At 34.1% G+C, this 25,021-nt stretch carries 23 protein-coding genes; 11 read left to right on the top strand and 12 right to left on the bottom strand.

The features are described 5' to 3' along the window. Positions 1-8: 8 nt before the first annotated feature. Together serA and ACMDB5_RS06720 are read right to left on the bottom strand one after the other, a co-directional pair. Positions 9-1,904 carry a phosphoglycerate dehydrogenase gene (serA, locus tag ACMDB5_RS06725; protein ID WP_414000240.1) on the bottom strand — a complete coding sequence of 632 codons (1,896 nt, stop codon included), beginning with the start codon at positions 1,902-1,904 and terminating at the stop codon, positions 9-11. A gap of 155 nt (positions 1,905-2,059) precedes the next feature. Continuing rightward, entirely contained in the window at positions 2,060-2,875 is an 816-nt protein-coding gene (locus tag ACMDB5_RS06720) for a DUF1338 domain-containing protein (protein ID WP_414000239.1), read from the bottom strand. A 267-nt stretch (positions 2,876-3,142) separates the two neighbouring features. On the opposite strand from ACMDB5_RS06720, the gene ACMDB5_RS06715 reads away from it, so the two are divergent. After that, positions 3,143-3,610 (top strand): Lrp/AsnC family transcriptional regulator, encoded by a 468-nt coding sequence (locus ACMDB5_RS06715; protein ID WP_414000238.1) that lies wholly within the window; start codon positions 3,143-3,145, stop codon positions 3,608-3,610. A gap of 6 nt (positions 3,611-3,616) precedes the next feature. On the opposite strand, the gene ACMDB5_RS06710 is transcribed toward ACMDB5_RS06715, so the two are convergent. Further along, positions 3,617-3,898, bottom strand: coding sequence for a 4a-hydroxytetrahydrobiopterin dehydratase (locus tag ACMDB5_RS06710; protein ID WP_414000237.1), 282 nt, complete (start codon positions 3,896-3,898; stop codon positions 3,617-3,619). A gap of 90 nt (positions 3,899-3,988) precedes the next feature. On the opposite strand from ACMDB5_RS06710, the gene ACMDB5_RS06705 reads away from it, so the two are divergent. Beyond that, positions 3,989-5,137, top strand: a complete 1,149-nt coding sequence (locus ACMDB5_RS06705; protein WP_414000236.1) for an 8-amino-7-oxononanoate synthase — start codon at positions 3,989-3,991, stop codon at positions 5,135-5,137. An 8-nt stretch (positions 5,138-5,145) separates the two neighbouring features. On the opposite strand, the gene ACMDB5_RS06700 is transcribed toward ACMDB5_RS06705, so the two are convergent. Beyond that, entirely contained in the window at positions 5,146-6,015 is an 870-nt protein-coding gene (locus ACMDB5_RS06700; protein ID WP_414000235.1) for a diacylglycerol/lipid kinase family protein, read from the bottom strand. Between the two features lie 66 nt (positions 6,016-6,081). Between ACMDB5_RS06700 and ACMDB5_RS06695 the strand changes: the two genes are divergently transcribed. Next, positions 6,082-7,047 carry an App1 family protein gene (locus ACMDB5_RS06695; RefSeq protein ID WP_414000234.1) on the top strand — a complete coding sequence of 322 codons (966 nt, stop codon included), beginning with the start codon at positions 6,082-6,084 and terminating at the stop codon, positions 7,045-7,047. 30 nt (positions 7,048-7,077) lie between these two features. Here the strand turns inward: ACMDB5_RS06695 and abc-f are convergent, their stop codons facing one another. Further along, the gene (gene abc-f / locus ACMDB5_RS06690; RefSeq protein WP_414000233.1) at positions 7,078-8,985 is read right to left on the bottom strand and encodes a ribosomal protection-like ABC-F family protein; all 1,908 of its coding nucleotides are present in this window, start codon (positions 8,983-8,985) and stop codon (positions 7,078-7,080) included. 72 nt (positions 8,986-9,057) lie between these two features. Between abc-f and ACMDB5_RS06685 the strand changes: the two genes are divergently transcribed. Next, the gene (locus ACMDB5_RS06685; protein WP_414000232.1) at positions 9,058-9,441 is read left to right on the top strand and encodes a DUF983 domain-containing protein; all 384 of its coding nucleotides are present in this window, start codon (positions 9,058-9,060) and stop codon (positions 9,439-9,441) included. A 6-nt stretch (positions 9,442-9,447) separates the two neighbouring features. On the opposite strand, the gene ACMDB5_RS06680 is transcribed toward ACMDB5_RS06685, so the two are convergent. From ACMDB5_RS06680 to topA, 7 genes are all read right to left on the bottom strand, one after another. Next, a complete protein-coding gene (locus ACMDB5_RS06680; RefSeq protein ID WP_414000231.1) occupies positions 9,448-10,500 on the bottom strand; it encodes an NAD(P)/FAD-dependent oxidoreductase in 1,053 nt (350 codons plus the stop codon). Positions 10,501-10,601: 101 nt separating this feature from the next. Beyond that, positions 10,602-11,492, bottom strand: a complete 891-nt coding sequence (gene gldN, locus ACMDB5_RS06675; RefSeq protein ID WP_414000230.1) for a gliding motility protein GldN — start codon at positions 11,490-11,492, stop codon at positions 10,602-10,604. Positions 11,493-11,541: 49 nt separating this feature from the next. Then, positions 11,542-13,083, bottom strand: a complete 1,542-nt coding sequence (gene gldM, locus ACMDB5_RS06670; protein ID WP_414000229.1) for a gliding motility protein GldM — start codon at positions 13,081-13,083, stop codon at positions 11,542-11,544. A 46-nt stretch (positions 13,084-13,129) separates the two neighbouring features. After that, positions 13,130-13,780 carry a gliding motility protein GldL gene (gene gldL / locus ACMDB5_RS06665; RefSeq protein WP_414000228.1) on the bottom strand — a complete coding sequence of 217 codons (651 nt, stop codon included), beginning with the start codon at positions 13,778-13,780 and terminating at the stop codon, positions 13,130-13,132. A gap of 62 nt (positions 13,781-13,842) precedes the next feature. Beyond that, positions 13,843-15,261: a gliding motility lipoprotein GldK gene (gldK, locus tag ACMDB5_RS06660; RefSeq protein ID WP_414000366.1), complete on the bottom strand. Its 1,419-nt coding sequence runs from the start codon at positions 15,259-15,261 to the stop codon at positions 13,843-13,845. Positions 15,262-15,544: 283 nt separating this feature from the next. Next, positions 15,545-16,696, bottom strand: a complete 1,152-nt coding sequence (locus tag ACMDB5_RS06655) for a formimidoylglutamase (RefSeq protein WP_414000227.1) — start codon at positions 16,694-16,696, stop codon at positions 15,545-15,547. Positions 16,697-16,698: 2 nt separating this feature from the next. Next, positions 16,699-19,230: a type I DNA topoisomerase gene (gene topA, locus ACMDB5_RS06650; protein ID WP_414000226.1), complete on the bottom strand. Its 2,532-nt coding sequence runs from the start codon at positions 19,228-19,230 to the stop codon at positions 16,699-16,701. Positions 19,231-19,528: 298 nt separating this feature from the next. On the opposite strand from topA, the gene miaB reads away from it, so the two are divergent. The 7 genes from miaB (at position 19,529) to ACMDB5_RS06615 (ending at position 24,995) form a co-directional block, all read left to right on the top strand. After that, positions 19,529-20,974: a tRNA (N6-isopentenyl adenosine(37)-C2)-methylthiotransferase MiaB gene (miaB, locus tag ACMDB5_RS06645; RefSeq protein WP_414000225.1), complete on the top strand. Its 1,446-nt coding sequence runs from the start codon at positions 19,529-19,531 to the stop codon at positions 20,972-20,974. Positions 20,975-21,060: 86 nt separating this feature from the next. Continuing rightward, the gene (locus ACMDB5_RS06640; RefSeq protein ID WP_414000224.1) at positions 21,061-22,317 is read left to right on the top strand and encodes a sigma-54 interaction domain-containing protein; all 1,257 of its coding nucleotides are present in this window, start codon (positions 21,061-21,063) and stop codon (positions 22,315-22,317) included. 105 nt (positions 22,318-22,422) lie between these two features. Further along, positions 22,423-22,926 (top strand): LptE family protein, encoded by a 504-nt coding sequence (locus tag ACMDB5_RS06635; protein ID WP_414000223.1) that lies wholly within the window; start codon positions 22,423-22,425, stop codon positions 22,924-22,926. Between the two features lie 74 nt (positions 22,927-23,000). Next, positions 23,001-23,849: a tetratricopeptide repeat protein gene (locus ACMDB5_RS06630; protein ID WP_414000222.1), complete on the top strand. Its 849-nt coding sequence runs from the start codon at positions 23,001-23,003 to the stop codon at positions 23,847-23,849. Between the two features lie 7 nt (positions 23,850-23,856). Then, positions 23,857-24,186: a preprotein translocase subunit SecG gene (gene secG / locus ACMDB5_RS06625; RefSeq protein ID WP_414000221.1), complete on the top strand. Its 330-nt coding sequence runs from the start codon at positions 23,857-23,859 to the stop codon at positions 24,184-24,186. Positions 24,187-24,316: 130 nt separating this feature from the next. Further along, positions 24,317-24,592: a co-chaperone GroES gene (groES, locus tag ACMDB5_RS06620; RefSeq protein WP_414000220.1), complete on the top strand. Its 276-nt coding sequence runs from the start codon at positions 24,317-24,319 to the stop codon at positions 24,590-24,592. A gap of 43 nt (positions 24,593-24,635) precedes the next feature. Beyond that, positions 24,636-24,995 carry a four helix bundle protein gene (locus tag ACMDB5_RS06615; RefSeq protein ID WP_414000219.1) on the top strand — a complete coding sequence of 120 codons (360 nt, stop codon included), beginning with the start codon at positions 24,636-24,638 and terminating at the stop codon, positions 24,993-24,995. The last annotated feature ends 26 nt before the right edge of the window (positions 24,996-25,021 follow it).

Below are 25,021 nucleotides of genomic sequence, written 5' to 3'. Positions count from 1 at the left end.
TAAATCAATTAATACAATATTCTGTATCTAATAGTATTAGGGATTTCTTTTAATTTCTTTTCTAATTCAGGATTGTAGATATCATCAATATCGGTAATTACATATCCCAATTGCTCATTTGTCTTTAGGTATTGCCCTAAAATATTACTGTTTGAATCCGTAAGTATCGTATTTATTTGTGCCAAAATACCTTTTACATTTTCGTGGATATGCATAATTCGGTGTGCTCTGTCAAATTCCGATAACTGAATTTCAGGAAGATTAACGCTTCCGTAAGTACTTCCTGTATTGATATAATTAATGATTTTTTGAGAAACAAAATGTGCAATATCTATCTGGGCTTCTTCGGTACTTCCTCCAATATGCGGTGTCAAAATCACGTTTGGCATTCCACATAATTCAGATATAAAAGCTTCGTCATTACTTTTTGGCTCTTCAGGAAAAACATCAACAGCGGCACCTTTTATCTTTCCATTTTTCAAATTAGCCAGCAATGCACTGATATCAACGACATGGCCTCTTGATAGATTTAAAAAGATTACTCCGTCTTTCATGTTTTCGAAAGCTTGGGCATCAATTACATTCAAATTACTTTTTCTTCCATCGACATGTAAACTAACTACATCCGACATAGAAAGCAATTCTTTTAAAGACGAACACTTTTTGGCATTTCCTAAAGCTAATTTATCAACAACATCATAAAAATACACCTTCATCCCTAAGGCTTCGGCGATGATTGAAAGTTGTGATCCAATGCTTCCGTAACCCACAATTCCGAGTTTCTTCCCTCTAAGTTCAACGCTATTATTAGCCGATTTGTCCCAAATTCCTTTGTGCATTTTATTGCTTTTCTCAAAAGTATCGCGAACCAACATAATCATCTCACCCAAAGCCAACTCTACTACGGAACGTGTGTTGCTGTAGGGCGCATTAAAAACTGCTATTCCTCTATCGCTACACTCCGGCAAATTCACCTGATTAGTTCCTATACAAAAAGTACCAATAGCGTGAAGTTTGCTTGCCTGATCTAACACCTTTTTAGAGATTTGCGTTTTGGAACGAATCCCCAATATGGAAACATCTTTTATTTTTTCACACAATTCCTCTTCTGACAAAGATCCTTTTACAGTTTCTACATTATAACCTTCTTTTGCAAAAGCAGCAACTGCATCTGCATGTACGTTTTCTAACAACAATACATTGATTCTATTTTTAGGATAAGAAACCGAAGCTTTATATGACAAATCAAATAGAATTTCGTCTAATGAAGGCGCAATACGATCTGCATTATCTATCACTATTTGTCGGCTGACATTTTCGGTAAAAGCATAAAATTTAGAAACAGCTCCACCTTGCAAGGTTTCATAATCAGTATAACCATCACCAATCATAAAAACATCACCTTCTAATTTAAGAGACTTTATTTTTTTTACTTTTCCTTGATTTTCACACAGCTCATCTTTCTCATCGAAACCAATAATATTTCCATCATGGTTAAATTTAAAAGTATTAGCCAAAACCTGCTCTGGCTTTATACCATATTCCTGAACAATTGGAATAATGATTTCTTTAAATCCATTTGAAATTATATATATATTTTGAGCATTTTGCTTGAAAAAAGCTCTGTTTCGAACTACCGATGAAGACACTTTATTTTTTAGGGAATCAATCAATAATCCTAAATGATCTCTGTTTGCATGCAATAAACCAATTCGTTTCGTTAATGATTCTTTTAAGGACAACTTTCCTTCCATTCCCAAATCAGTGAGTCTTTGAATTTCTGCCAAAACCTGCTTACCTGTACTATTGTTTGCATAAATGATTTCACATAAAACATCAAGCGCTTCCACTTGAATAAAAGTACTGTCAAAATCAAAAATAAAAGTTTCTTGTTTCTTAATCATTGTGTGTTTGTTGCTGTAGTTTTTAATAAATTCCAATCTATTGAAACGCAAATTATTTTGTTTCACAATGCAAAGAAAACCAATGTATATTTAAAAAGCCCTCTTAATTTGACAAGAGAGCTTAATTTTATTAATTTATCAAAAAAAGCACATAATTAATTCATTCTTTGCAACTTTACATCAGTACTTTCGAATATCTTGTCTGCAGATGCCGCAACAAATCCTTGATACAACTCTCCGTTTGACATCGGGTAACGAAGTGCAAATTCATAATAACAAGAAGGAATATATTTTACACCTTCGTCAAAACTAACTGCATACAAATCAGCCAAAGTACTTGATTGTTCCAATAATTGCTCCGGTGTTCCTTTTATCTCTCCTCCAGAAGCATTCATTTTCCAATTATTCTCTTTTAAATAAGCATTTAACTCCTCCAAATCGTTGAAGTTAGTCAGCGCATTTACATTTATGGTAAAATGATTTGCTCTAAAACCATACACATACATCCAAGCAGCATATTCTGACTCTTCTAAAAGCGATGAATAATCAGCATAGGAATTCGGGTTCCAAACTGTGCCGCTTAAAACCAAATCCTCGTTTTCAAAAATATTTTGATCACAGCTATCCAAAAGAGCTTTAACCGAATCTTGTAATCTTTCGGAACATTTCTCCAATTCCAATTCCGAAATAAAAATTCTTGGCGCAGTTGAATCTGTTGCATGTTCATAATGTTTCGCATACAATTTTTTCGACTCGAAAAAATATTCTCCTTGGGCAACATAACCCGCTTTTACAAAAGGTTTCTCCAAAACAGCAATATTAACACGCACATCATTATAAGTCCTGATGGCAATATGGTCATTTTCGATTTTTTCGCCATTTTGCTCTAACAAGGCATGTATTTTTTTTGCAGAAGGAGTTATACTTTTATATTGCTCCCATAATTTTGACAGTAAAAGATCTTTATTCATAACGCTAATATCAATTAGTAAATATGACACAAATCTAGCTTGTAAATAATTACATTTACACTACACTTCTTCTTTTTTAAATTTTATGACATTTATAAACCATAACAATGTAAATTTGACATCAAACACAGTCACTTTTCTATGATTTACAATCAAAATTATTTTCCTAGCTTTTTAAAGGTTTTGTTTTCACTAAAAATCACCTTTTAATTCTAATAATTAATCAATAGAAAACGGCACTTTATTTAATTTTCCAGCAAAAATATCATGAACAAACAAAATGAAAATATTGATTTCATCAATCAACAAATTATAAAAATGTTAAGCGAAGATGGGCGTATTGCTTATTCAGAAATTGCAAAAGAATTGAAGATCTCTAATTCCTTAGTGCATCAGCGCATTCGAAAATTACAAGAAACAGGAATTATCAGCGGATTTTCGGTTCAACTGAGCGCCAAAGAAATTGGCTACGAAACAATTACTTATACGGGAATTACGACCAAAGAAGCGCGCTTTGCCTATTCTATTGCCGAAAAACTGAAAGAAATTCCTGAGGTAGTGGAATGTCATTTTGTATCGGGAAAATATGCTTTGTTTTTGAAAATTGTGGCCGCTAACAATGAGGAATTTAGAAAAGTTCTTTATGAAAAAATACACAATATTGAAGGCGTAGGCGGTACTGACTCCTTCATCTCGTTTGGATCCGCATTTCAAAAAAACATCACTTTATTCTAATTTTTTTTATGACGATAGCTTTTCTATGGCTTTTGCCAAATCAAAATCTCTGTCGGTAAGTCCATTCGCATCATGTGTCGATAATCGAATATCTACTCTATTATAAACATTGAACAGCTCCGGATGATGATTGTGCTTCTCGGCCAAAACACCAACTTGAACAATGAACCCCAAGGCTTGACTAAAATTTTTGAAAGCAAATTTCTTTTCGATCCCATTATTGTTAAATCTCCAATCTACTAAATCTTTCAATAGAGGCTGCGCTGAATTTTCGTTATAGGTATCCATCTTTTTTTCATAAAATTAGTTAAAATCTGCCAAATCGTTTTCGCATTTAACTTTATATATTAATTTAGACGAACATAAACATTCTGTCAATTGAGTTCCAATTTCTCCTATAAAATTTATTCTTCAGTCAAAAATCTCCCTTCAAATTGGGATTCCTTAGCGACAAACAACATTTTCCTTTCAAGAGATTATTTGACAGTACTTGAAATATCTGCTCCAAAAAACATGAGTTGTCATTATATTGGCTTGTTTCAAGATGAGGAATTACTGGGTTTAGCCGTATCGCAATTCATTAATTTGAGCGACATACCCTCTTTTGGCGAGCGTGATAATTGCATCAAAACAAAAATCAGAAGTTTTGTTTTTAGGAATCTTAGCTCCAAAGTTTTGATCATCGGAAACAATATGCTAACGGGACAGAACGGCTATTTTTTTGACAAAAAACTTCCCACCGCAGCAGGATTACTTTTGCTAAAAAATGCAGCCGATGAACTGAAGAGCGTTTTTACTAAAAAAGGGATGAATGTGCACCTGACTATTTTTAAAGATTTCTTAGAGCCTGAAATACAAAATTTCAAAATCCCCAAATACAAATCTTTCTTTCGGTTCTCTACTCAGCCAAATATGATTTTTGAAATTAGGGATTCCTGGCATCAATTTGATGATTATATTGACAGCATCAGTAAGAAATACCGCGATCAATATAAAAGAGCCAGAAAAAAAACGGATGGAATTTCGAAAAGAAAATTATCGCTCGAAGAAATCACAAATCACCGCATTCGTATATACCAATTGTACATGAATGTGGCTAAAAACGCTCCGTTCAACACTTTTTATCTACCCGAAAATCATTTCGAAATTTTTAAAAAATCATTGAAAGATCGATTTCTTTTTTACGGTTATTTTATCGGAGAAGAACTAATAGGATTCAATACTCTAATAAAAAACGGAAACGACATCGACACCTATTTCCTTGGATATGATGAAAATTTTCAACGAGAAAAAATGTTGTATTTGAATATGCTTTATGACATGATTGGCTATTCTATAAATAAAGGATACCGCCGCATCATTTTTGCAAGAACAGCATTAGAAATTAAAAGCTCCGTAGGTGCTAAACCGATCAATATGTATGGATTGATGAAACATAGCAATCCTTTTGTCAACTTATTTGTCTCGAAAACTTTTAGTTATTTTGAACCAAAAATGGAATGGCAAGAGCGCAATCCTTTTAAGTAGTTAAAAAATCAAGGAATTGCAATTTTCAGTTTATGCGGAGAAATACTAATATTGAGATCCGTTACAGCGCCAAAATATTCTCCATCAATTTGAAAACTTACCGGCATATTGGTTTGAATGGTTGCTTTATCTGTCGAAATAATTTCAATATTTTGGAGATCAATCGGCATATTTCCTGTGATAATTTTGCCAAAAACCTTTAAATCCAGATTTTTCAAAATTATCAATTCGAATTTTCCGTCATTCATTACGCCTTCGGGGTTAATTATTACGCCCGTACCGTATTTTTGTGCATTTGCAATAACGATCATCCGCGCTTGACATTCCACAATTTGATTATTGGCAGTAATTGTTGCCGCAAACAATTTATCGACATCAACTAAAGTATTAAAAGCCTGCAAAGCATATCCCCATTTTCCATGCTTGGAGCTTTTTGCATAGTTTTTAATAAGTTCCGCATTCAATCCTATATCACTTAGATGCAAACTTTTTTGACCATTAATGACAATAACATCCATTTCTGCATAATCATTACTAAAAGCAATCTTCAAATTTTCGTCGAATGTTTTTATTAAATCTAATTCAACCGCTAAACCATTGGCGGAGCCCGCTGGTAAAATCCCTAGAATCACATCTTCCTCAAGAACTGCTTCGGCAACCATTTTTAAAGTTCCATCTCCTCCAACAACAATAATTCTTTCAGGCAAAAACATCTTATACAAGCTTTTTATTTTGGAAATATCTTCTTTACCTAATGTTTCATAAAGTACAAAATTCAAATTTTCCTTGACCGCAAAAAGGGCTGTCTCTTGAATAAACTCAGATTTTCCAAAGCCTCCTGAAACAGGATTCACCACCATTATCACATTCTTTTTCAAGACTTTATTTCTTTTATTCCTTAAAAATAATTAATTTTAAGAACACTTCAAAAGTTATTAAATAATATGAAGCCTATTTTAAAATTATATCGCGGTTATGCCAATGAACAGGAACTAATTGTGATGGGCCATGTATTTAAACCTACAAAAAAAAAGGACTATAATTTCCAACACAGCAGTTTCAAAAATGCAAGCTCAATTATCAGCTTGTTTCGAATTAAAACCCAAGCAAACGCCGATGTTTATCTAGAACACAATAACAAAAAAATACACACCAAAACACTCGCTGACGGCTATTTTAAATTTTGCATTCCATTGGATCAAGACAATTATGGATGGGTTGATTATGAGGTAAGCATCATTTTTGAAAACAAAACAATAACAACAAAGGAAAGCTACATAAGGCCAAAAGTGGGAAATCTAGGTATTATATCTGATATTGACGATACGTTTTTAGTTTCCTACACCTTAAATCCTATAAAAAAAATGTATCATTTATTGTTTAGAAATGTTGCTTCTCGCGAGATTTTTGATAATGTGGTACCGCATTATAAAGCCTTGAGTTTAGCAGGGAGAAGCAATGAAGAAGAACAAAATGCTTTTTTTTACATCTCGAGCAGTGAATGGAATTTGTATCGATTTATTGTAAAATTTACAGAAATTCACCAACTTCCCAAAGCCGTTTTATTGTTGAAAGATATCAAAACAAGCCTGACTAACTTTTTTTGGACAGGCAGAGGAAGTCACAATCATAAATTTGATAAAATAAAACACATTTTAGAATTTTACCCCAATTTAAAATATGTTCTAATTGGAGATGATTCGCAACACGACCCTTTCTTGTACGAAGCGATAAGCAAGATTTTTCCTTTGACCGTAAAAGCAATTTATATACGCCAAACGGGCAAACAAAAAAAAGAAAAAGTTATAAAAGCCTTGCAAAATCTGGAGACTTTAAACGTGACCGTTTGCTATTTTAAAAATAGCAGTGAAGCCATTGCACATTCTAAATTAATTGGAATTATTTCATAAAAAAAGAGTCCCTAATTGGGACTCTCTTTTTTATAAATTATCAATTTCTTCTTGAACAATTTCCCAATCCGAAAGCAATTTATCCAGTTCTGCTTTTTTCTTGTTGTAAGCCATAAAGAACTTAGCGTCTTCGATATGCTTGTCGTAATTAGAAGCTAACATCTTATCATCATTTTGAATGTCTTTTTCTAATTGCTTTATTTGACTTTCTACTTTACTTAAACGATTCTGCAATGCTTTGCCCTTTTTTTGCTCTTCATAAGAAGCTTTGTTGCTGTCTTTTGGTGCCGATACTTTCATGGCATCTTTTTTCTCAACCTCACGCATGTTTTCTAAATTGCGTTGTTCCAAGAAATAGTTAACATCCCCTAAATATTCTTTTATTTTTTGATCTCTGAATTCATATACGATATTTGACATTCCTTGAAGAAAATCCCTATCGTGAGAAACCAAAAGCAAAGTTCCTTCGTATTTTTGAAGAGCAGCTTTCAATACATTTTTGGATTTTATATCCAAGTGATTCGTAGGCTCATCCATCACCAACACATTTATAGGCTGCAAAAGTAATTTACATAGCGCCAGACGATTTCTTTCGCCTCCTGAAAGGACTTTTACCTTTTTCTCGACATCATCGCCACGGAATAGAAATGAACCCAACATATCGCGCACTTTGGAACGATTAGTATCAGTTGCTGCATCTTCCATTGTTTGAAGCAAGGTAATCTCACCATTCAAATATTCGGCCTGATTTTGGGCAAAATAACCTACCTGAACATTGTGTCCTAACTTTATGCTTCCTTCATATTCAAACTCGTTGACAATTGCCTTGATAAAAGTAGACTTTCCTTGACCGTTTTGTCCCACAAAAGCAATTTTGCTGCCGCGTTCCACCAACAAAGAAATATCCTTTAAAATGGTTTTGTCACCATAACTTTTGGTTACATCTTCGGCTTCAATAACAACTCGCCCAGGTACTTTTGATACCGGAAAAGAGATATTCATCACCGAATTATCATCTTCATCAACTTCAATACGCTCTACTTTATCTAACTTTTTTATTAAAGATTGCGCCATCGAAGCTTTGGAAGCTTTAGCACGGAACTTCTCGATTAACTTCTCCGTTTCTTCAATTTTCTTCGCTTGGTTCTTTTGTGTAGCCAATTGTTTTTCGCGTATTTCATGACGCAATTCTAAATATTGAGAATACGGTTTGTTGAAATCATAAGCCTTACCAAGAGAAATTTCGATAGTTCTATTGGTAACATTATCCAAAAACATTTTATCGTGTGACACAATCACCACCACACCTGGATAGTTACGCAAGAAACCCTCTAACCAAATGATACTTTCGATATCCAAGTGATTCGTAGGCTCATCCAGTAATAAAACATCATTGGCTTGCAATAATAGCTTGGCTAATTCGATACGCATTCTCCATCCACCCGAAAAAGTTTCGGTTTGATTATCGAATACTTCTCTTTTGAAACCTAAACCAAGAAGAATTTTTTCGGTATCACCTACATAATTATAACCACCCAATAATTCAAAACGATGTGTATAATCGGATAAATCTTCAATTATCTGGCTGTATTCCTCACTTTCATAATCAGTTCTGGTAACTAATTGATGATTGATTACTTCTAATTTTTTTTCTACAATTTTAATATCGGTAAAAGCTTCATAGGCTTCTTCAAGTACCGTTCTTCCTTGCTCAAAATCGATATCTTGACGTAAAAAACCCATTCGAAGGTCTTTTTCTTGAGAAATAACTCCCGAATCAGGAGCAAAGTCTTTGGCCAACATTTTGAGCATGGTTGATTTTCCGGCTCCGTTTTTCCCAACAAGACCTACACGGTCTCCAGCACCCAATCTGAATGTAACTTCTTCAAACAAATAAGAACCTCCGAACGAAACCGATAAATTATGTATATTAAGCATGTATTGTTATTTTATTCCTTTTTGAATTTGTAATTTTACAGTTCCAAAAAAGGAAAATTAAATTTTTTGCAAATGTTAAAAAAAGGATCCAAATTATATAGTATTTTAACAGGAACTTGTCCTAAATGTCAGAATGAGAGTATGTATTTGGATAAAAATCCATTTCATTTAAGCTCTACTTTGAAAATGCATGAGCATTGTAGCCATTGTGGTTTAAAATATCAAATTGAACCGTCCTTTTTTTATGGCGCAATGTACGTAAGTTATGGCTTGAATGTCGCTCTTGGAATAGCTGCATTTATAATTTCTTACGTAATTCTAAACTCTTCCTTAAAAACCGCCTTTATTGCGATAATTGCATCGCTGCTTGTTTTGTATCCTTACGTACTTCGTGGATCAAGGAATATCTATATCAATATGTTTGTTTCGTATGATCCGAAATATAAAAAGGAATAATATTTTTTATTTCTGATTTTTAGGTCGAAATCTTTTTATATCAATTACCACCTCTAAAGGAATTTGATTTTCTATATGATCAAATAACGCTTTGGCCATAGCCGGACCAAGCATAACGCCTCTTGTTCCCAATCCGTTGAGAATATGAAGAGAACTATAATCCGAATGGGTTCCCACCAAAGGCCTTCTGTCTTTTACGGTGGGGCGAACACCGGCAAAATGCTCCACTATTTCAAATTCACAATTTAAAATTTCAGAGATTCTTTCAATTAGTTCGGCCTTTCCCTCATCTGTAGGCAATGCCGTTTTGTCTTTCCAATTGTAAGTAGCTCCAACTTTGAACAAATCTTTACCTAAAGGCAAAATAAAGACACTTGTATTCACAATCACATCCAGATCTAATTTGGCTGCTTTTATGATAAAAAGCTCTCCTTTTGTTCCGTCTAAAGGCAGATTATTAAAATATGGATTGGCATGCAAGCCAAAACCCTCGGCAAATATGATGTGTTTTGCTTCAATATCCTTGTAGCGCACAAAACCATTCTCAACTTGCAAAATACTATAATCGAATGATTCCTCCCGAAACATTTGATTCTCCACAAGAAAGCTACGATAGTTATTTAGCAATAATGCCGTATCAACATAACCCGTATGCAATACTTCGCCATAAGCATAAGGCGAATCAATCCCTGGATAGTTTTTTGATATTAATTGGGTTGACAAAAAAGGCGTTAAAGCTTCTTTGTCCGAGGCGGTAAACCAATTATTTTGTTCTTCTATTGAAAAGAACTTTCGCAAAATTGGCATTTTAAAATCAACTTTTGTATTTAGCTTCTTTTCTAAAACAAGATAAAACTCTTCCATTAAAGCCAATTGTTCTTGTGCTTTCCAAACTTCACTAAACCGCTTTAAGATAACCGGATTGTACAAACCTCCCGCAATTTTGGAAGAGTTTTGCGAATTATTATCCAATACTAAAACAGTCTTATTATTTTGCAAAGCCATTTCAGAAAAAGAAATCCCAGCCAAACCCGAACCTATTATTAAATAATCAATCATTTGAAATACTAACTTTTAAAAAACGAAACAAAGATAAGCCTATTAAAACAAAAAAACTCTTACCGTTATGGTAAGAGTTTTTTTTATATTGATGTTGAAATTTAGTAATTCCACATATCTGATTCGAAATTGCGTATCTTATCTTTTACTCTTTCAGCTTCGAGTAATTGATTTTGGGCATTATCTTTCATATATTCGGCTATCGCACGATCTCCGTATACATTTTCTTCTTTGTAAATTACACCGTTAAAATGCCTCGAATTTAATATTTGATCAAAGGAAATCGGCATCGCTGAATTTTTATTATTGAAAGCTTTCGCCTCATGCAAAACATCTCTTGCAGATGGGAAAAAGATCCAAAACAATTCAACATAATCTTTCTCCTCGTTATTTATCGTGTAAACATCCGGAGTAATAGGACAAATTCCAAGTAAACGATATTTCAATTCACTCTGTCTTTTATCAAAATACCAATATCCCTTTATCTTATATTGAGTAACATCTTGAGCCGTTAAATCCGTCGGTATGATATACTCAGGCGATATTTTTTGCCCTGCATTAAATTGTTCTCTTCCTGCATCCGTAGTATCGACACGTGTCAAAGAAGCTTGAATATCTTTGAATGATTTTTTTGTATTAAAATAACTATCTGAATACACTTCACTAATGGAACCGTTTTTAATCGCTTTCGTTAAGACATCATATAAAGAACGCCTATCAGAACCAATATTTGCAGTGTCAATTGGGAAGTACAAAGCGAAATTGATTCTTTCGCTCAAGTCAATAACCTCCCAAGTCATTTTCCCCATTAAAACATCCCTGTCATGAACATAACCATAAGCTAATGGCTTATCATTATCTGAAATGAGTTGTGCAGCAGATTTTAGTCCTATTTCCTCTGGTATTTTTGCATTAAGCAAATTAGATTGCGCAAAAGAGGCAAAACTCCCAGCAATAGAAACAATAGCTATTAAAAAATTTTTAACATTCATCTTGGTATGATTATAAGATATTGAAAATGCTTTTAAGGCAAATTACTTATTATTGTATTTCAAAAATTACCGGAGCAGTTCTTGGTAATAAATAACTACCCGCTCCTACTAGTTTTGTTTTAATTTCAGAAATCGTAACTTGATCTCCACGCCCAGCTTTAGAAATAATTGATTTACATTGCGCATTCAACTTATTTCCCTGAACAACTACAGTTGGCTGACCAGTAACTTTAAGATTGAAACCTACAACATCTAATCCAACTTCAAAATCAAAATCAGCTAATTTCGCTCCAATTGTTGCAATTTCTAAATTTGATTTAGGTCCTTTTACAACACCTACATCTCCTCTAATTGTTCCCAATGGACCTGGTATACCTTTAATTCTAAATACTTTTTTATCCGAAACTTTTGAGCCATCATTCAAAGTAGCTGTCACATTAATAACAACTTCATTTCCTGCACCCGGGCTCAAGTTATACTTACCACCACCAGCTGAAGACAAACCTGGAGCTGATACCGAAACTTTATCAGCAGAAACACCTGCGAAAGAAATCGTCATAGGGTTTACAACACCTCTATAAACAACATTCATTTTGTCAGCAGAAATAGTAGCCGAATTAGGTCTTGGCACTACAACATAATTTCCTTTAAATTTAAGAGGTATATTTTTACCATCTTCTAAAAAACTAAACTGACCATTTATCGTTTGTTCACCAACATTTCCTGCAGTCATTGCAATAACAGCCTGACCGTTTACAATTTTACCAGGACCTGAAAATGAAGTAGGTTTAGTATTTTCATCATATCTTCCTAATACCACTTTTCCTGTTACTTTTTCACCTTGGAAATAAGCACTTTTATCAAGAACAACAATCGCTTGATAATTACTATATGATGCAGCAGCAACAGCAGCTTTACCTAATAAAGTATTATAAACATCTGTTTCGGCTTTTTTTACGTCATTCTGCCAAGCAGAAAGTTTTGCTAAAGATGCAACCGCTGGAAAACCTTTAAAATGATAGTCTAAATATTCAATAGCTACACCATCTTTATTTTTAACATTAGCTAAATTAAATTTACTGTCAACTTCAGAAAGAATAGGAGATAATTTTTTATTATTTCCTAAAGCCGATTTCATATCTGACTTATACTTTTCAATTGTAGCGATAACTTCTTTACCTTTTGCTGAATATCCTGCAGGACTAAACCACAAATGGTCTATATTATCTCCTTTATCCATTGCTTCGTAAGGCAATTTACCAGTTTCCGGATCAACTTCAGTTCCTTCTAAAACTTGAGTTTTTATATTTCCAATATAATCATAAAAGTTCTTAGTGATTGCTTCTACTTTGTGTGCAGTAACCGAAGCATCTGCAAATTCTCCACCGGCTTCAGAAGCTTTAGCATCTAAGCCAGCTAACATCTGAGTGTTAGATAATTGTGCTGAAGAGTTTGCGCCTTCAAATTTTTCATTCATTAATCCAAAAGCTGACAATACTTCTTTTGACATATTCAACGCTAACATTGCAATAAATATCAAATACATCAGATTTATCATCTTCTGTCTAGGGGTTAGTTTTCCTCCTGCCATATTTTCTAATAATTAATTAGTTATTTTTTTAATAGTTTGAAACTAATTATCCTTTATTATTCATTGCAGAAAGCATTCCACCGTAAACATTGTTCAAAGAAGATAAATTTGAAGTCAATGACTGCATTTGCTCTTTTAATTTTAAATTATTCTCAGCAACTTCTTCATTGATTTGAGCATTTCTTGAAGCGCTTTGTAATTGTATTTTATATAAACTGTTTAAAGATTCCATTTGTGCAGCTGCCAAAGTTAACTCTTCACTGTATTTTTTTGTAGAAGCAATTGAATCTACAGTTGGCGCAATACCTTTTGCAGCAGATTCAAAATTCTTAATACTATTTCCTAAACTTGACATCAATTCGCCATCAATTTTAGCGTCTTTCAACATAGCATCTAATTTTTGAGACAATAATCCTTGAGCATCAGCAGTTGTTTCTACTTTTGCTTTTCTAGCTGTTGCAGGTGTTCCATTAGCTAATTCTGGATATACAAGTGTCCAGTCTAATTCATCATCAACTGGTTCAAATGCAGAAAGGGCAAAAATAGCAGCTTCAACAACAAGTCCAATAGTCAACATTAAATTTCCTGTAATAAAACCGAACTCGATATGCGTTATTTTGAATAAAGCTCCGATGATCACAACTGCAGCACCCATTCCATAACAGAAATTCATTGCTTTTTTCCCTAGTATTGCCATAATTTTAATTTTTAAAGTTTTTAGTAGATTTATTTAGTAGGTTTTGATTTAATTTTTGATATTTATTTTCTTCTGCTTCCGTTTCCGTTTCCGTTACCAGTTGTTTGTAGTCCCATATAATCTTGAACAGTTCTGAAACCGATAAAACTTCTTGCAGAATCAGCGTATTCAAAATCTCTTGTACTTACTTGTAAATAGTAAGCAACATCTTTCCATGAACCGCCTCGAACAACTTTGCGCTTGTTTGAAGCATCTAAAACATTTGGATTCATTGAAGACACATATTCGTAAGCATTTGGATCGTATGAAGAATCTGTCCATTCCGAAACGTTTCCTGCCATATTATACAAATTATAACCATTAGGCTCATACGATTTTGCTTCTACAGTATATAAAGCTTCATCTGCAGCATAATCTCCTCTATTTGGCTTGAAGTTAGCCAAGAAACAACCTCTGTCGTTTTTAGTGTAAGGTCCACCCCAAGGATATGTAGCCGACTGTAATCCACCTCTTGCAGCATATTCCCATTCTGCTTCTGTTGGTAATCTAAAGCTATTTATCAAATCATGACCTTTCTTTTTAGATTTGATATAGCTATTTTTATTTAAGGTTCTCCAAGCACAAAAAGCTTTAGCCTGAGTCCATTTAACACCTACTACAGGATAATCCCCGTAAGCCTTATGCCAGAAATAGTCATTGTGCATTGGCTCATTATAAGAATAAGCAAAATCTTTAATCCAAACTGTAGTATCAGGATAAACCTTAACTTCCTCTGTTTTAATAAAATCTTTTCTATTTCCTACTTTTGCTTTAGCAGCCGCTTGAATATCCATCCATGAATAACGGAATTTCAATTTATTTACGTCCATAGTTCTCAAACCATTATAAGAAGCTTCTATTGGCAAATACATTGAATCCATAACTTCGGTATAATATTCGTCTGGATATAATTTAGGATCTTTAATAAGTTTTACCTTTTTATTTAGTTTTCTTCCCGCATAAGGATCATCCTTTGTCCCGACACTATAATAGTTGTCGTACATATATTTATCATAAGCGGTCATTTTTTCAGGATCAGAATCGTTAAAAGCAAAATCTCCAATGCTACCTGCATTTTTACCTTTTCCTTTTGCGTCTCCACCACTCATACCTTGCATGTCTGCCAAAATAGCTAATCGAACTCTCAATGTAGAGTCTTTTACCCATTCCACAAATTGTCGGTATTCGCTATTGGTGATCTCGGTTTCATCCATGTAAAACGACCTAACGGTTACCGTTTTAGTAGGAGCATCCTGAATATCAGCCAAATCCCCATCGGATTTACCCATAATATAAGCTCCTCCAGGAATTAAAGCCATCCCATAAGGTTTCTCTGGATGCCATTTTGCACCTTTAACACCAACCAACTCGCCTTTGTCACTTGACTTCCCACAGCTAATTAATAGCACCATAATTGCCATAGATGCAATGAACTTCTTCATATAAATTTGGGTTATTATATTCATTATTTTTAAGTGTGTAAACCTATTTATTATTTATTAATAAAACAATATTTTTTTTCCTTAAAATATGTTCACGATTCAAAATTAAAGTTAATTAAATTACAAAAAAAATAATTTATCGACAAAAAGACTATAAATAACGATTAAATGTACATTTTTAAGCATTATACCATAAATAAATACGTTTTTACCTACAATAAATTATCATAAATAAGAATTTATCCTAAACTTTTAAGGTTATTTTCGCATTTTAAAAAACAAATCACAGAACATTCTTACGCTGTGCTTTCCACCATCTTTCAGGCAATTCTTGATTACAAGCACCTAAATACTCCTCATAAGAACATGGTAATAACGTATTCCTTTTTAATTTATTACTTCCATTTGAAACAAAAGGTATCTCAATCCACCATCTGTCAGTTTTATCGCTCTTATAAAAAACAAGTGTTTCTTCTTCTATCGGCACAATATACTTTATGTAATTTTCTCTACTACCAAATGGGTATTCATGAGAACGATAATGAAAGCCTTCAATAAAATACCAAATAATCTGAGCTACCAAAACAGATTCTTGAACCGAATCATTGTGATTAAATATCCCGAACAAAGATACTTTATCGCTAATTCCGGCATATCGAGACAAAGAACAAATCTCTTTTCCGTTAAAACCGTTTGGCATAAATTTTACAAAATTCCCAGAATCCGATGATTTTACCGAATTTAAATCAAGACTAACAATATCAGCATCCCTAAATACCGGCTCTGCAATAGCAATATTATTAGAAACCTCACCTAATCTATAAGCGTCAAAAAATAATTTTTCAACTAAATCAATCTCTTCTTGCGAATTATAATAAGTCTGATAACCGATGTTACAATAATTAAAAAGATTATTAGGCTCATCAATAATTATTTTGGTCAAATAAGACGAAGCCAAAACATCATTATCTTCTTTGCCAAAATCAAATTTACTATCTATAGACACCAAATTCACCATTTGCTCCAAATCATCATAAGCTCTATACAAAGCGTAAGTCAAATCTTGAGAACCTCCTATCACAATAGGAATAATTTTATTTTTGATTAAACTGGAAACAACTTTGCGCAATGCAAAATAAGTATCTGTAGTAGAATTTCCAGGTAAAATATCACCTAGATCAGCAATAGAAGCATCCCAATTACCAGGAAACATGCTATAAAGTTCCGTACGAATAGCTGATAAATCAATATTAGCAATAACATTATCACTTCCTCGATTTTCCAAAACACCGATTACAGCAATATTAATCTTGTTTAAATCCGGAAATTGATCCTTAGTATGAAAAACAATTTTACTGCCCAATTGCTGGGAAGTGAATCCTTGTACCAATTTGAGGATTCCATCATTTACAGGTTGCAGAAAATCAAATTCCATTCTTATTTCTTTTTAGCTACGGGTTTCTTCACTGCTGGTTTTTTCTCAGCTGTTTTTTTAGCTGGTGCTTTTTTGGCAGCAACTTTCTTAGCAGGAGTCTTTTTGGCAATCATTTCTTGAACTTCCGCCAATGTTAATTTTGTAGCATCAACATCTTTGCTTAGTTCAATTTTAATTTTTCCTTTAGTAATTACTGAGCGTCCCCAACGAGCTTTTTCAACCAAAATCCCTTCTTCTTCCCAGTTATGCAAAACTTTATCAATGTTTTTCTGCAATTTATCTTCAATCAACGCCTCAATATCGGCCTGAGATAAATTATCAAAATTGTATTTCTTGCTTACGTTTATAAAAATGCCATTCCACTTGATAAAAGGCCCAAAACGGCCAACGCCTTTCTGAACACCTTCTCCTTTATAAACTGCTATCGGAGCATCAGCCAATGCTTTTTCATCAATTAATTCCTTTGCTCTTTCAAAATCAACGTCTAAGGGATTTTCGCCTTTTGGCAAAGAAACAAAAGCCGCTCCGTGGCGAATGTATGGTCCAAAACGACCATTACTCACCTCTACTTCCTCATCCTTATATTGTCCTAGATTTTTTGGCAACAAAAATAAATTCAGCGTTTCCTCCAAAGTAATATTTCCGATATTTTGATCTGCCATTAAACTAGCAAATTTTTTATCCTCATCATCTGCTGCACCAATTTGAGCCATCGGACCAAATTTCCCTAAACGAACCGAAACTGGCTTTCCTGTTTTTGGATCCGTCCCCAAGATTCTCTCACCACTTTCTCTCTCTGCATTAGCTTCAACATCTTTTACCGTTGGATGAAACTGATCGTAGAACTCCTGCATCATTTTTGCCCATTCCATATTTCCCTCGGCAATTTCATCAAAATCATGCTCCACTTTTGCCGTGAAATTATAATCTAATATATTTCCGAAATTCTTCACCAAGAAATCGGTAACAATTGTCCCGATATCCGTAGGAACCAATTTCCCTTTATCAGAACCCGTATTTTCTTTCAACAACTTCTCTCCTACTTTTCCAGATTGCAAAGTCAATTGAGTGTAGTTTCTTTCCTGACCGTCTAGATTTCCTTTCTCTACATAATTTCTGTTGATTATCGTAGAAATAGTTGGCGCATAAGTAGAAGGACGACCGATTCCAAGTTCCTCTAATTTTTTAACCAAAGAAGCTTCTGTATATCTTGCTGCTGCACGAGAATATCTTTCGGTAGCTGTGATGTAATTATTTTGTAATTTTTCATTGACTTTCATCGCCGGCAACATACCTTCCTGCTCTTCTTCATCGTCATCATGACCTTCCAAATACACTTTTAGGAAACCTTCAAAGAGCAAAACTTCGCCTGAAGCCGTGAAAACCTCACCGTGATTGTTTGCTTCAATTTTCACGTTGGTACGTTCCAATTGTGCATCACTCATTTGCGAAGCCAAGGTTCTTTTCCAGATCAAATCATACAAACGCGCTTGATCTCTGTCGATATTCACAGTATGACGCGACATATCCGTAGGACGAATCGCCTCGTGTGCTTCCTGTGCTCCTTTGCTTTTATTGGTAAATGTTCGAGGTTTAGAAAATTCCTTACCATACGATTTGATAATTTCAGCCTCAGCAGCTTCCATCGCGTCTTTTGACAAGTTCACACTATCCGTTCTCATATAAGTAATAAGTCCGGCTTCGTATAAACGTTGCGCCAATTGCATCGTGATTCCAACCGGTAAATACAGCTTTCTCGCCGCTTCTTGCTGTAAAGTAGAAGTAGTAAAAGGGCCCGTTGGTGTTTTTTTGGTAGGTTTTGTTTCTAAATCCGCTACCTTATATGTAGAACCTATATTTTTATTTAAAAAATCTTCGGCTTCTTTTTTTGTATTGAAGTTTTTAGGAAGTTTCGCTTTGAATGATTTTCCCGCTTCATTAGTGAATTCTGCCACAACAGAATAAGTAGCTATCGCCTTGAAATTATGGATTTCACGCTCGCGTTCTACAATCAAACGTACTGAAACTGATTGCACACGCCCAGCCGACAAACCGCCTTTAATTTTTCTCCATAAAACAGGAGACAATTCATAACCTACTAATCGATCAAGAACCCTTCTTGCTTGTTGCGCATTGACTAAATTATAATCAATTTCTCTCGGATTATCGATCGCTTTCAGAATTGCCGTTTTGGTAATTTCGTGAAAAACGATTCGTTTTGTTTTCTTTTTATCTAATTTTAATTCTTCGGCAAGATGCCAAGAAATAGCCTCTCCCTCGCGATCCTCATCACTTGCTAACCAAACCATTTCGGCATTCTTGGCTAAAGTTTTTAACTTGGAGACCAATGCTTTTTTATCAGCAGAAACTTCATATTTAGGTTTAAAACCATTCTCTACATCTACCCCGATTTCCTTAGAAGGCAAGTCGGCAATATGCCCATAACTTGATTCTACTTGAAAATCACTCCCCAGAAATTTCTCTATCGTTTTCGCCTTTGCAGGTGACTCAACTATCACTAAATTCTTTGCCATTGCTCTATTTTTCTAGGACAAAAGTATCTATTTTTTTTAAATATAGGGATTTTTAAAAATTAAATCAATCAAAGATAAATAAAAATAAGTATCAAAAACCTTCTTTTTTTAACATCGAATGTTCCAACATCCTTTCCTTAACAAGTAGTAATAAATCAATTTTATTTACAACAGAAAGACCACCCTCTTTACTTTAAAAACAAAAAACAATGTTAATTCTTCGTCTGACATCTTGTCAGATTCATTCAAATAATTGTACCTTTACCGCCTTATTAAAACACACTTTTGAAAGTGAATTATGGAAAAGATTATTGAAGAAAGCAAACAAGGGGAAACTCTTGTCTTAGAACAAAAACCGCAAAACACTAAAAAACTATTCATAGAAAGTTACGGCTGCGCAATGAATTTTTCCGACAGTGAAATCGTAGCTTCCATATTATCTGATGGCGGATACAATACCACCCAAACTTTAGAAGAAGCCGACTTGGTCCTGGTAAACACCTGTTCCATTAGAGATAAAGCGGAACAAACAATTCGCAAACGTTTAGAAAAATACAATGCCGTAAAACGCATTAACCCAAAGATGAAAGTGGGCGTTTTGGGCTGTATGGCCGAACGCTTGAAAAGTCAGTTCTTAGAAGAAGAGAAAATTGTAGACCTAGTTGTAGGTCCGGATGCATATAAAGATTTACCTAATTTATTAGCCGAAGTTGAGGAAGGACGAGATGCTATCAACGTAATTTTATCGAAAGATGAAACTTATGGCGATATTTCTCCGGTGCGATTGATGAGTAATGGAATTACCGCCTTGGTTTCCATTACACGCGGTTGCGACAATATGTGTACCTTTTGCGTGGTCCCTTTTACAAGAGGGCGCGAACGCAGCCGAGAACCACAAAGTATCATGAAGGAAATTCAGGATTTGTGGGACAAAGGCTTTAAGGAAATTACGCTTTTGGGACAAAATGTTGACAGTTATTTATGGTATGGCGGTGGATTGAAAAAAGATTTCGAAAATGCCTCTGAAATGCAAAAAGCAACGGCGGTAGATTTTGACCAATTGCTTGAAATGGTAGCGGTAGGTTTTCCTAAAATGCGTATTCGCTTTTCAACTTCAAACCCGCAAGACATGCACGAAAGCATATTGCACGTTATTGCGAAGCATCCAAATATTTGCAAACACATTCACTTACCGGTTCAATCAGGAAGCAACCGAATTTTGAAGGAAATGAATCGTTTGCACACTCGGGAAGAATACATGACTTTGATTGACAAAATCAAAACCATCATTCCCAACAGTTCTATTTCGCAAGATATGATTGCTGGTTTTCCTACTGAAACCGAACAAGACCATCAAGACACCTTGAGTTTGATGGAATACGTAAAATATAATTTTGGTTATATGTATTCGTACTCAGAACGTCCGGGAACTTTGGCAGGAAGAAAAATGGAAGATGACGTAACCGAAGAAACGAAAGCCAGAAGATTACAGGAAATTGTAGACTTGCAACAAAAACATGCTTGGTTGCGCTCTGAAGAATTTATTGGTCAAACAGTAGAAGTTCTGGTAGAGAAAGTTTCGAAAAAATCGACCGAAGAATTTTCAGGTAGAAACTCACAAAGTATCACAGTAGTTTTTCCAAAAGAAGACTACAAGATTGGCGACTTCGTGAACGTGAAAATCATCTCTTGCACCAGCGGAACTTTGAAAGGTGAAGCTGTTGGATTAAGTGAAATGAATTAAAACACAATCGCAAAATTTGGTTTGGTTGAAATTCGCGAATTTTTGGTAAAATAAAAAAGAGATTGCTTCGTGCCTCGCAAAGACAAATGGAAACAGTTCAAAATATAAAGCAACGATTTGAGATTATCGGGAATGACCCGAAGCTTAATCGCGCCATAGAAAAAGCAATTCAAGTTGCTCCCACTGACATTTCAGTGTTAGTTACAGGAGAAAGTGGTGTTGGAAAAGAAAGTATTCCAAAAATCATTCATTCTCTTTCGCATAGAAAACATGGCAAATATATTGCCGTAAACTGTGGTGCAATACCCGAAGGAACAATTGACAGCGAACTTTTTGGCCACGAAAAAGGTTCTTTTACAGGAGCAACCAATACTCGCGAAGGCTATTTTGAAGTCGCCAATGGTGGAACTATTTTTCTTGACGAAGTAGGCGAATTACCCCTGACTACACAAGTGAGATTATTGCGTGTACTGGAAAATGGCGAATTTATAAAAGTAGGTTCTTCACAAGTACAAAAAACAGATGTAAGAATTGTGGCAGCCACCAATGTCAACTTATTCAATGCCATCGAAAAAGGAAAATTCCGTGAAGATTTGTACTACCGTCTAAGCACCGTAGAAATCTCATTACCTCCTTTACGTAACAGAAAAGATGACATACATTTATTATTCAGAAAATTTGTTGCTGATTTTGCTCATAAGTATAAAATGCCCCCTTTAAGACTGGATGAAGAAGCCATCCAAGTATTGCAAAAATTCAGATGGAATGGAAACATCCGTCAGCTAAGAAATGTAGCGGAGCAAATTTCGGTTTTAGAAACCAATCGCGATGTCACTGCCGGAACTTTACAATCCTACTTACCAACCGAAGGAAGTAATTTACCTTCAGTTATAAAAACCAAAAAAGAAGAAAGCGACTTCAGTAACGAAAGAGAAATTTTGTACAAAGTGCTTTTTGACATGAAAAGTGATTTGCATGATTTAAAAAAACTTACTTTAGAATTAATGCAAAATGGCAGTTCTAAAGTACAGGAAACCAATCCCAATTTAATCAAAAAAATATACGGTTCGAAAGAAAACGACAGTGAAATCGATTTTGAAGAAGAACCAAGAACTGCTTTGATTACTGCCCAAAATAAAGAGGAAGATTATCAGGAAAATGATGATAGCTATCTTTTTGCAGAAACTATTGAAGAAGAAGAAATTTTGCGATTAGAACAAAAAGAAATTGAGATGATTAAAAAATCATTGGAAAAAAACAAGGGAAAAAGAAAGGCCGCAGCCGATGAATTAGGAATTTCCGAAAGAACCTTATACCGAAAAATAAAACAATTTGATTTATAATTTGTTCCAATAAAGAGAGTAATCCCCAACAAATAATTTAAACATTAAAATGAATATCTTTGACCCAAACGTTAGCGGACTGGCAAAGCAATTTTAAACAGAACAATGAGACACTTACACCTAATAATTTCTTTTGCATTGCTTGCTACTTTTAGCAGCTGCTCCGTATACAACTTTACCGGAACAGGAAAAATTGACGCAAAAACATTTCAAGTAAACTTCTTTCAAAACAATGCTGATTTGATTGAACCTGGAATTGACAGAACATTTACACTTGCATTACAAGAACTTATTCAGAATCAAACCAATTTAAATCTGGTGAAAAATGGAGGTGATTTAACCTACGAAGGTGAAATTGTAGATTATAGAATTAGCCCAATGACAGCAACTGCTGATCAACAAGCATCACAAAACCGTTTGAAAATAAGAATCAATGTTCGATTTACCAATAAAAACAAAGAGGCAGACAATTTTGAAAAGCCTTTCGAATTTTATTACGATTATCCCGCAACCCAACAACTTACCGGGGCAACATTGAATGCAGCCTTAAAAGATATTTTTGAAAGAATTACCCAAGATATTTTCAATGAATCTCTTGCTAAATGGTAAAGGATGTGTTGATTTGTTCATTTCGATTAATCGGAAAACAAATAAACGAATAACAAAACAAACGAATAATCTTTATGAATGTAACCGATTATACTTATTTAATTAACAAACCCGACTCAATTTCCGAGAAGCAAACGCTTGATTTGGAAAAAGTTTTGGAGGAGTTTCCTTTTTTCCAAAGCGCAAGAGCTTTACGATTAAAAGGACTCTATAATCAAAATAGTTTTAAGTACAATCAAGCTTTAAAAGTAACCGCAGCTTATACTACCGACAGAGCGGTTTTGTTCGATTTTATAACATCTGATTATTTTATTGCGATTGAGAAAAAGTTATACGATAAGAAAGCACTCGAACTTCTCGATATAAATGTAATTGACAGCAGGGTACTTGTTCCAGAAAGAAAACTGGAAATAAAAGCAAATACCATAGAACAATCGATTCTAACTTCTATTAAGGAAGCCCAAGCGGGTGAAACCAAAGAGGATTCAACTGAAATTGAAGATAAACTGTCTATTGGAAAACCTTTAGACTTTTCAAAAAAAGAAACACATTCTTTCCAAGAATGGCTACAGCTTTCCAGTACCCAGCGCATAATCAGAGAAGAGGAAGTCATCAATGCTCCAAAACCTGTATTCGAAAGCGAAGAAAAAAAGAAAAAAGCAGAATTAATAGACAAATTCATTGAAGCCAGTCCAAAGATATCACCAGTTAAAAATGGTGCGACACCTATAATCCATATTGATATAAATAAGGATGACAATACCTATCTGATGACCGAAACTTTGGCAAGAGTCTATTTAGAACAAAAAAAATATCAAAAAGCGATTCAAGCTTATGAAATATTAATTTTGAAATATCCAGAAAAAAGTAGTTTCTTTGCAGACCGCATCTCGGATATAAAGATTTTACAACAAAATAATTAAATAAACAATGAGCACATTTTCAATTTTTTTAGTTTTAATAACTATAGTTTGTTTTCTATTGATCGTAGTTATAATGGTTCAAAATCCTAAAGGCGGTGGATTATCATCAACTATAGGTGGTTCTCAAATGTTAGGTGGTGTACAAAAAACAACTGACTTTTTAGACAAGAGCACTTGGACATTGGCAACTATCTTAATCGCATTAGTATTGCTTTCAAGTTTAAGTTTCACTGGAACATTAAGCGATACCGATTCTAAAATTATCGACAATACAGAAACTACTGCTCCTGCTGCACCTGTTCAAAACACACCAGCACCAGCAAATTCAGGAAAATAATTCATTACTCAAATACACTAAGTGCCAGCCTGTCAAAGCTGGCATTTTTTATAAGAAAAAATGTCATCTTTAGGAGAATGGCACAATTTCTGAAATCTAAAACATTCATAAAATTAAAAAAAATAAAATCATGGCTTTAAACATTAAACCACTTTCTGACCGCGTTCTTATAGAACCAGTAGCTGCTGAAACCAAAACTGCGTCAGGGATTTTTATTCCAGATACCGCTAAAGAAAAACCACAAAAAGGAACTGTTGTTGCAGTTGGAAACGGAACCAAAGAACACATAATGACCGTTAAAATTGGCGATAGTGTACTTTACGGAAAATATGCGGGTACCGAATTGAAATTAGAAGGAAAAGATTACCTGATAATGAGAGAAGATGATATTCTTGCAATAATCTAAAAGAGCTTTAAGCTATAGGCTCTAAGCAATACGCAAAAAGAAAATGAGAGACTTCAAGAAATATGAAATATGGCAATTGAGCCACTCTTTCACTTTAGAAATCTATAAACATACTTCTAATTTTCCTAAAGAAGAATTATATGGTTTAACAAGTCAGATTCGTAGAGCATCGTCTTCAATCCCAACAAATATAAGTGAAGGTTGTGGAAGAAACAGTGACAAAGAATTTAATCAATTTCTTAATATTGCTTTAGGTTCAGCAAATGAGACAGAATATTTACTCATTCTTTCAAAAGATTTAAATTATATAAATATTGAATTATTTGAAAATCTCGAGAAATCAATAAATATAATCAAAAGCAAAATTTACAAATTAAAAAAAGCTTTAAGCAACACACTTTAAGCTTCAAGCAAAAAACAAATAATAAT

The organism is Flavobacterium sp. W1B, assembly GCF_047344965.1.
Lineage (GTDB): Bacteria > Bacteroidota > Bacteroidia > Flavobacteriales > Flavobacteriaceae > Flavobacterium.
The sequence above is the reverse complement of the archived record's forward strand: the minus strand, read 5'-3'. Positions and strand labels throughout refer to the sequence as shown.

What these genes read in the sequence shown, in the direction of transcription:
- ACMDB5_RS06630 (WP_414000222.1), top strand. Translation starts at nt 23,001, where the DNA reads ATGAATGTAACCGATTATACTTATTTAATTAACAAACCCGACTCAATT.
- ACMDB5_RS06635 (WP_414000223.1), top strand. Translation starts at nt 22,423, where the DNA reads ATGAGACACTTACACCTAATAATTTCTTTTGCATTGCTTGCTACTTTT.
- ACMDB5_RS06710 (WP_414000237.1), bottom strand. Translation starts at nt 3,898, where the DNA reads ATGGATACCTATAACGAAAATTCAGCGCAGCCTCTATTGAAAGATTTA.
- gldN (WP_414000230.1), bottom strand. Translation starts at nt 11,492, where the DNA reads ATGAATGTTAAAAATTTTTTAATAGCTATTGTTTCTATTGCTGGGAGT.
- ACMDB5_RS06685 (WP_414000232.1), top strand. Translation starts at nt 9,058, where the DNA reads ATGTTAAAAAAAGGATCCAAATTATATAGTATTTTAACAGGAACTTGT.
- secG (WP_414000221.1), top strand. Translation starts at nt 23,857, where the DNA reads ATGAGCACATTTTCAATTTTTTTAGTTTTAATAACTATAGTTTGTTTT.
- miaB (WP_414000225.1), top strand. Translation starts at nt 19,529, where the DNA reads ATGGAAAAGATTATTGAAGAAAGCAAACAAGGGGAAACTCTTGTCTTA.
- ACMDB5_RS06680 (WP_414000231.1), bottom strand. Translation starts at nt 10,500, where the DNA reads ATGATTGATTATTTAATAATAGGTTCGGGTTTGGCTGGGATTTCTTTT.
- ACMDB5_RS06695 (WP_414000234.1), top strand. Translation starts at nt 6,082, where the DNA reads ATGAAGCCTATTTTAAAATTATATCGCGGTTATGCCAATGAACAGGAA.
- ACMDB5_RS06615 (WP_414000219.1), top strand. Translation starts at nt 24,636, where the DNA reads ATGAGAGACTTCAAGAAATATGAAATATGGCAATTGAGCCACTCTTTC.
- gldL (WP_414000228.1), bottom strand. Translation starts at nt 13,780, where the DNA reads ATGGCAATACTAGGGAAAAAAGCAATGAATTTCTGTTATGGAATGGGT.
- abc-f (WP_414000233.1), bottom strand. Translation starts at nt 8,985, where the DNA reads ATGCTTAATATACATAATTTATCGGTTTCGTTCGGAGGTTCTTATTTG.
- gldM (WP_414000229.1), bottom strand. Translation starts at nt 13,083, where the DNA reads ATGGCAGGAGGAAAACTAACCCCTAGACAGAAGATGATAAATCTGATG.
- serA (WP_414000240.1), bottom strand. Translation starts at nt 1,904, where the DNA reads ATGATTAAGAAACAAGAAACTTTTATTTTTGATTTTGACAGTACTTTT.
- ACMDB5_RS06720 (WP_414000239.1), bottom strand. Translation starts at nt 2,875, where the DNA reads ATGAATAAAGATCTTTTACTGTCAAAATTATGGGAGCAATATAAAAGT.
- topA (WP_414000226.1), bottom strand. Translation starts at nt 19,230, where the DNA reads ATGGCAAAGAATTTAGTGATAGTTGAGTCACCTGCAAAGGCGAAAACG.
- groES (WP_414000220.1), top strand. Translation starts at nt 24,317, where the DNA reads ATGGCTTTAAACATTAAACCACTTTCTGACCGCGTTCTTATAGAACCA.
- ACMDB5_RS06715 (WP_414000238.1), top strand. Translation starts at nt 3,143, where the DNA reads ATGAACAAACAAAATGAAAATATTGATTTCATCAATCAACAAATTATA.
- ACMDB5_RS06655 (WP_414000227.1), bottom strand. Translation starts at nt 16,696, where the DNA reads ATGGAATTTGATTTTCTGCAACCTGTAAATGATGGAATCCTCAAATTG.
- gldK (WP_414000366.1), bottom strand. Translation starts at nt 15,261, where the DNA reads ATGAAGAAGTTCATTGCATCTATGGCAATTATGGTGCTATTAATTAGC.
- ACMDB5_RS06640 (WP_414000224.1), top strand. Translation starts at nt 21,061, where the DNA reads ATGGAAACAGTTCAAAATATAAAGCAACGATTTGAGATTATCGGGAAT.